This window comes from Desulfovibrio sp. 1214_IL3152 (genome assembly GCF_036763055.1).
Lineage (GTDB): Bacteria > Desulfobacterota > Desulfovibrionia > Desulfovibrionales > Desulfovibrionaceae > Desulfovibrio.
Map to the genome: position 1 here is coordinate 1 of NZ_JBAIYW010000533.1, position 4,759 is coordinate 4,759.

Below are 4,759 nucleotides of genomic sequence, written 5' to 3' on the forward strand. Positions count from 1 at the left end.
GGATGCCCCTGTGTCACAGGCCTGAGGCAAGCTCACCGCAAGGCTCCCTGGCGTGCGCAGTTCCGCCGGCGAGGGCAGGCGCAGCTTCAGCCGGTGGCCGAAAATGGGCCTAGATGTAGTGTTTCTATAGGTTGTTCACCCTTTCCCTCACTCGGTTTGCTGTTGTCTGGTAACTCCAGCTTTACCGATTTGGGGAGGGTGAACAACCTATAGAAACACTACATCTAGAGCAGTTTACGAATGAAACGAGTCAACTGCTCTGCAAGGATTTTCCTGAAAATCCTTGCCACGAAATGCGAGCAGGCAGGCTTTTGCCTGCCGTAAGCAAGCATTTCCAGTGTTAAATTCTCTAGGACGGCAGCGGCGGCCGGCAGATGTTCTGTTGCGCCGCAGTGAGCGCCGTAACGCTTTGCGGGCAGATATCCCCGACGATAAAACATTTTGGAAGCAGCACTTGCCGTGATTGCGCGGGCTTTGCCTCGCCGTTTTTCAGGGTCTGTCAGGATGTGATGGAAAAACTTCGCGCAGCCGCGTTTGTTGTGGAAAGGCCATATGGACGAAAAAAAGATTTTTGAGCTTCTGACGGACGGCTACGCCATTGCTGCCGTGGTGACGGCCATACTGTTCTATTTTACCGTGCGCGGGCAGAATCGCAGCGACAATACAGCCATGCATCTGGCGCGCGTGTGCGCGGCCTGCGCCCTTGTGGTGACCATCAGCCTTTGCGCGCGGGAACTGGTGGACAGGTTCGGGGCGACCTTCATCAATCCGCGCTACATCAATATTTTTCAGCATGTCGCCATTGTTCTGATTCTTATCCGTGAGTCTTTTCTGGGGATCAACCGCTTTAGCGACCATCTTGCCAGAACCAGCGGCGACGCCACTTCGGCGCGTATTGTGTCGCGTCTGCTCAAGGCGTCCATCTGCCTGTGCGCCATGCTGTTCTTCGGCGAATATCTGGGCATAAGTTTCGCCGGGCTGCTGACCTTCGGCGGCATCGGCGGCATTGCCATCGGCCTGGCGGGCAAGAATATTCTGGGCAACTTTTTTGCAGGGCTGATGCTGTACTTTGACCGTCCATTTAATATCGGAGACTGGATAAAATCGCCTGATCGCAATATTGAAGGCACGGTGGTGGAGATCGGTTGGCGCATGTCCAAGATCATGACATTCGAGCATTACCCCGTGTATGTGCCCAATGATGTCTTTTCGTCCATCTGCATTGAGAATGTGGGGCGCATAGCCAATTATCGCATCAAACTGCAAATTGGCCTGCGCTATGAGGATGCGGACAAGGTGCAGGCCGTTGTGGATGGTTTGAAAAAAATGCTCCACGATGATGCGCGCATTGATAAAAAACAGGAACTTCTTGTCGTCTTTAACGAATTTGCCGCTTCATCCCTGAATATCCTGATTTACTGCTACACAAAAACGACCAATTGGGCGCAATTCATGCAGACGCAGCACGATGTGTATCTTGCCATCGTTTCGGTGGTGCATGGCCTTGGCGCGGACTTTGCCTTTCCTACGCAAACGCTTTATCTGGAGAAAGACGAAAACAAGCCCGCATAGCGCCGGGGCGGCGCGAGCGTGATTTTTCGGCGGCCAGTCCTCTGACTTTGCTATGGTGGAGGAGGGACCCATCTGGTCCCGCAATTGTGCAGAGGGTGGGTGTCAGCGTTAGAGCAATTTCACTTTGAAATTGCTCTGGTGAATGCGTAAATAAACGAAATTTATTCGCTATGTTAATCGCAGAAGCGGGCGCGTCTTAAACTTTGGGAATGGGCACGCTCAAAGTCAGTCCGTTCTGGAAGCGGTGTTCTCGACGCTGACACGGTGCTCGACAGTGCGGGTAACTGCTTTTGTGTCTTTCACAGACGTCTGTTTTTGCCGCCATCAGGGCAGTTGGCAACGCAGTTGCTTCAAAGCTCAGGGGCAAGATGGCGTATAGATGCTTGTGATATGTGCTCTTGCCATGTCTGTTATAAATGAGAGAGGAATATCTCGATGTCCAGTGCAGAGATAGTGCAGTCTCACAAGGGGGGCATCAGCCTGTCACTGGTGATCCCGGTGTACAACGAGGCTGATGTTATTGACATTTTTGTCAATAAGATTAATGAGGTATTTGAAACACGCACTGATATTGACCTGGAGATGGTTTTTGTTGACGACGGCAGTACCGACGGTACCGCCGCTGTTTTGGAACGTCTTTGTCATGACGACCCCCGCGTGCGTGTCATAGAGCTGTCGCGGAATTTCGGGAAGGAAGCGGCCCTGACGGCTGGGCTCGACTTTGCCGCAGGCCAGGCTGTCGTGCCTATGGACGTTGACCTGCAGGACCCGCCGGAATTGATACTCGACATGGTCGCAAAATGGCAGGAAGGGTTTGATGTGGTGCTTGGGCGACGGGCCAACAGAAGTTCGGACACCTGGGCCAAGCGCACGTCCGCGCATCTGTTTTACAGCCTGCATAACAAGATTTCCAAACCCAAACTGCCGGCCAACGTGGGGGATTTTCGCCTTATGGACCGGCGCGTAGTGGAGGCGTTGCGGCTTTTGCCCGAATCAAGGCGCTTCATGAAGGGCCTGTTTGCGTGGCTGGGCTTTCGCACGTGCAATCTGGACTATGTACGTCCGGCCCGCGCGGCAGGGCAGACAAAGTTCAACGGCTGGCGTCTCTGGAACTTTGCGCTTGAGGGGCTTACCAGCTTCAGCACTGCCCCGCTGCGCATATGGACCTATGTGGGCATGGCAATTTCTGCATTATCGTTCATCTATGCCACGGTAATCGCCTTGAAGGTTATTCTTGGCGGCGTTGATGTCCCGGGCTATGCGTCTCTTATGGTTGCCATAACCTTCCTTGGCGGTTTGCAGCTTATCGGTATCGGCATGATTGGAGAATACCTCGGGCGCGCCTATATGGAGTCAAAACGTCGGCCAGTATATATTGTAAGACGGGTATATGCAAAAAATGCTCGGCCCGATGAGTAAAGTATGCTGTTTTACTGGAAACATGGATGAAAACATATATGCTCTCCAATAGTGCCGGAAGCCGTGTGCGCGTCAAGGCGGTAGATATTTTGTTTGTTGTTTTGGCTGCATGCTATGCGCTGTTTGTGGCGTCGGGCATTGTGCCGCTGTCAGGGCATGGGGCAAATCTGGACAGCGATCTTTCAGTATACGCGTATTCTATGGTCAGGGCGGACAATCCGCAGGATTTTCAGGCAGATGAAATCCTGCGTGAGGCCACTCCGGCCAACTCGCTCTGGAATCTTCAGCAGTTTGTCGCCGAACTGCTCACGCCGGACGACCAGTATGCCGTGGGGCTGCTGTGGGCAGGGGCGTTTATCATCTTTGTTTACCTTGTGGGCATGTATCTGCTGGGGCGATGGCTTTACGGCAGCCCTGGCCCGGCGCTGATCCTGGCGCTGCTCATGAGCGTCACCGTATGGGTGGGCTGGGGAACCTTCTGGGGCGTGACCCATTCCGACCCGGTGCCGCGCACGTTTTTTGCGGCCCTGTGGCCCTTCATGCTTATGGGGGCGGTGGTCGCCATGCGCCGTCCTTTCTGGCGTCCTGCGGTCATGCTGGCAGCGGGCCTGGGCATGTGGATACACGGTCTTGGGGCGCTCAATACCGGCGCCATGTTTTTTATGGCCTTCTTTTTTTGCAGGCCGCCGGGCTGGAGTTGGTCAAAGCATCTGGGCAATCTTGTTCTGTGCCTGATATTTTTCTTTGTGCCGGTGTTGACGTTCCTGTGGCCTTCGCTCGGGCAAAAGCAGGCGTTCAGTCCCGCGGACATCGAGATGTTCCACACGCTGTTCTCGCAGCGATGGGCCAAGGATTACGGTCGTTTTGCCGAGCGTCTGGCCTTGTTTTTGAGCTGGAGCAAGCCCAATTTCTGGATTCTTCTGGCCGGTTTCGGCAGTTGGCTTGTGGTCCGGTGCAACGGTGGTCCCCGGTTACGGCAACTGGCCGCCATGTACCCGGCTTTTGTGCTGGCCCTTGCCCTGGTATCCGCGTTCTCCTGGCTTGAGTCCCTTCTGGCGCCGCCCCTGGGGCGGCTGCCTATGGCGCATGAGTTTGTGCGCGGCCTGCGCTATCTTGTCCCTCTGGCATGGATTATGGTGGCCGGTTTGCTGACCCTGGCCTGGCCGCGCCTGGCAACATGGCTGCGCACGGGCTTCTGCGTTCTGGCGGTGCTGCTTATGCTGCTCTGTAACGGCGACAGACAGAATGTGGCCGCGCTGTACAGCATAGCCGAACATACGGGGCTTCCCATGCCCTATATGAGCAGGGCGGAAGGAGCCTCCGGCGAGGCGAAAAAGCACCATGAGGCATTGGTGGCCCTTCGGGAGGCGACCATGCCTGGTGATGTTATTTTTAGTAATGCCGGTGATATGGGGGTGCGCCATATCGCCAAGCGCGGCATGGGGCACACCTTTAAAGACGGGGCGCATTCCTACTATAACAAAAACCTGGAACAGGCCCGGCAGTGGCTTGCCAACGAGAAGCTGCGCGCGCAAGGCCCTACCGGCTATGTGGACGTGTGGCTGCAGTCGGGCCTGCCGTGGCTGTTCTGCGACAGGCCCGAAGACCGCGCCCTGCTTGAAAAATACGGAAACGTGGTGTGGGAAAATCCCGGCTGGCTTATTGTTCGCCGTCATGAGGGCGGCGCGCCCGCCAGGGAAGAACCGGCTCTCCCTGTTTCGTCCGAAGAAAATGCCCAGATGAACGCCCCTCTGCCAGAGGGGCAGGC

General features: G+C 55.5%; 3 protein-coding genes. All 3 read left to right on the top strand.

The window, feature by feature from the left end:
• The first annotated feature begins 552 nt into the window (after positions 1-552).
• A complete protein-coding gene (locus V6C07_RS11305) occupies positions 553-1,572 on the top strand; it encodes a mechanosensitive ion channel family protein (RefSeq protein ID WP_333536584.1) in 1,020 nt (339 codons plus the stop codon).
• Between the two features lie 435 nt (positions 1,573-2,007).
• Positions 2,008-2,991: a glycosyltransferase family 2 protein gene (locus V6C07_RS11310; protein ID WP_333536585.1), complete on the top strand. Its 984-nt coding sequence runs from the start codon at positions 2,008-2,010 to the stop codon at positions 2,989-2,991.
• 26 nt (positions 2,992-3,017) lie between these two features.
• Positions 3,018-4,759, top strand: a 1,742-nt coding sequence (locus V6C07_RS11315) for a translation initiation factor 2 (protein ID WP_333536586.1), incomplete at its 3' end; no start/stop codon positions are given.